The sequence below is a fragment of the Bacillus sp. R86525 genome, assembly GCF_042466195.1.
Taxonomy (GTDB): Bacteria; Bacillota; Bacilli; order Bacillales; family Bacillaceae_G; genus Bacillus_A; species Bacillus_A nitratireducens.
This window is the reverse complement of the sequence record NZ_JAXHPX010000007.1, coordinates 5100001-5102500: the sequence shown is the minus strand read 5'-3', so window position 1 is coordinate 5102500 and position 2500 is coordinate 5100001. Positions and strand designations below refer to the sequence as shown.

The 2500-nt window shown below is 44.5% G+C and carries 1 protein-coding gene and 2 rRNA genes (2 of these 3 running past the window's edge); all 3 read left to right on the top strand.

Going from position 1 to position 2500, the window contains the following annotated elements; genetic code table 11:
- Positions 1–1406: ribosomal RNA gene (locus tag SJY24_RS28830) — 23S ribosomal RNA — on the top strand; it begins 1516 nt to the left of the window's first position.
- Positions 1407–1455: 49 nt separating this feature from the next.
- Positions 1456–1571: ribosomal RNA gene (rrf, locus tag SJY24_RS28825) — 5S ribosomal RNA — on the top strand.
- 378 nt (positions 1572–1949) lie between these two features.
- Positions 1950–2500 carry the 5' portion of a DMT family transporter gene (locus SJY24_RS28820; protein WP_377867086.1) on the top strand. Its footprint extends 379 nt past the window's final position, so the window shows 551 of its 930 coding nt (coding positions 1–551); it begins with the start codon at positions 1950–1952; its stop codon lies off the right edge, out of view.

Below are 2500 nucleotides of genomic sequence, written 5' to 3'. Positions count from 1 at the left end.
TCCAAGCAGTTAGGCTGATAAGTAGGCAAATCCGCTTATCGTGAAGGCTGAGCTGTGATGGGGAAGCTCCTTATGGAGCGAAGTCTTTGATTCCCCGCTGCCAAGAAAAGCTTCTAGCGAGATAAAAGGTGCCTGTACCGCAAACCGACACAGGTAGGCGAGGAGAGAATCCTAAGGTGTGCGAGAGAACTCTGGTTAAGGAACTCGGCAAAATGACCCCGTAACTTCGGGAGAAGGGGTGCTTTCTTAACGGAAAGCCGCAGTGAATAGGCCCAAGCGACTGTTTAGCAAAAACACAGGTCTCTGCGAAGCCGTAAGGCGAAGTATAGGGGCTGACACCTGCCCGGTGCTGGAAGGTTAAGGAGAGGGGTTAGCGTAAGCGAAGCTCTGAACTGAAGCCCCAGTAAACGGCGGCCGTAACTATAACGGTCCTAAGGTAGCGAAATTCCTTGTCGGGTAAGTTCCGACCCGCACGAAAGGTGTAACGATTTGGGCACTGTCTCAACCAGAGACTCGGTGAAATTATAGTACCTGTGAAGATGCAGGTTACCCGCGACAGGACGGAAAGACCCCGTGGAGCTTTACTGTAGCCTGATATTGAATTTTGGTACAGTTTGTACAGGATAGGCGGGAGCCATTGAAACCGGAGCGCTAGCTTCGGTGGAGGCGCTGGTGGGATACCGCCCTGACTGTATTGAAATTCTAACCTACGGGTCTTATCGACCCGGGAGACAGTGTCAGGTGGGCAGTTTGACTGGGGCGGTCGCCTCCTAAAGTGTAACGGAGGCGCCCAAAGGTTCCCTCAGAATGGTTGGAAATCATTCGTAGAGTGCAAAGGCATAAGGGAGCTTGACTGCGAGACCTACAAGTCGAGCAGGGACGAAAGTCGGGCTTAGTGATCCGGTGGTTCCGCATGGAAGGGCCATCGCTCAACGGATAAAAGCTACCCCGGGGATAACAGGCTTATCTCCCCCAAGAGTCCACATCGACGGGGAGGTTTGGCACCTCGATGTCGGCTCATCGCATCCTGGGGCTGTAGTCGGTCCCAAGGGTTGGGCTGTTCGCCCATTAAAGCGGTACGCGAGCTGGGTTCAGAACGTCGTGAGACAGTTCGGTCCCTATCCGTCGTGGGCGTAGGAAATTTGAGAGGAGCTGTCCTTAGTACGAGAGGACCGGGATGGACGCACCGCTGGTGTACCAGTTGTTCTGCCAAGGGCATAGCTGGGTAGCTATGTGCGGAAGGGATAAGTGCTGAAAGCATCTAAGCATGAAGCCCCCCTCAAGATGAGATTTCCCATAGCGTAAGCTAGTAAGATCCCTGAAAGATGATCAGGTTGATAGGTTCGAGGTGGAAGCATGGTGACATGTGGAGCTGACGAATACTAATAGATCGAGGACTTAACCATATAATATGTAGCAAATGTTATCTAGTTTTGAAGGAATATGCCTTCATAGTTTGGTGATGATGGCAGAGAGGTCACACCCGTTCCCATACCGAACACGGAAGTTAAGCTCTCTAGCGCCGATGGTAGTTGGGACCTTGTCCCTGTGAGAGTAGGACGTCGCCAAGCAAAAACCTAAGTCGTTTCGACTTAGGTTTTTTTGTGTTTATTTTTATTTACCAAATGTCAAAATCCATAAATTGAATGACGCTAAAGAAGAAAAAAGAATGAAATAGAGGCTGTTTAAAATAAATTTGGATGATAAGGCGATAAAAGAGTTATAAAGTTAATACTTTTACATAGTAGTTTAAGGTAAGAATTACCTTTTTGTATTGATTAAGTTGTAGTATGAATAAGGATATTTTAGATCTTATATGAAAAGGTTATGTGAAAAAGAGCTAGATAGCTCTTTTTCACATAACCTTTTGTGTTTTTAAAGGATTTTATATAAGAAAAAATCTATAATTAAGGTAGTTAACATATATTTTTTGATGGGTGTGGGGGATTATGAAGGAAATATGCATGTTGTTAGTGGCTGTTATATTATGGGGGACGGCAATTGCGCCAACGAAATGGGCGTTAGAATCCATTCAACCATTTACTTTGTTGTTTATTCGTCTTTTCTTTGCGGGTGGAATTTGTATGCTTTTCTCATTTAACGAACTACAAAAAGCGGTTGTACATAAACATATTCCATGGAAAAGAATGAGTTTGTTATCTTTTACTGGTGTAGCTGGATACTTTATGTTCACATCCTACGGCATTTCTTTAACAAGTGGATTGCATGTTAGTATCATAGATGCTGCGTTACCTTTAGTTACAATACTTTTTTCGGCGTTCTTTTTGAAAGAGAAAATTCAGCTGAATTATTGGATAGGTATTATATTAGGGGTTATAGGGGTACTTCTTATTACAATTCCATCTAATAATGCCGATCAAGAGGTGTCTTTAATAGGAGATATCCTTATTTTATTAAGCACTTTCTTATTTGCTTTCTATACGGTGTTGTTAAAACAGCCAAAACAGGAACAGTATCTATCAAACAAGGTTTTTACAAC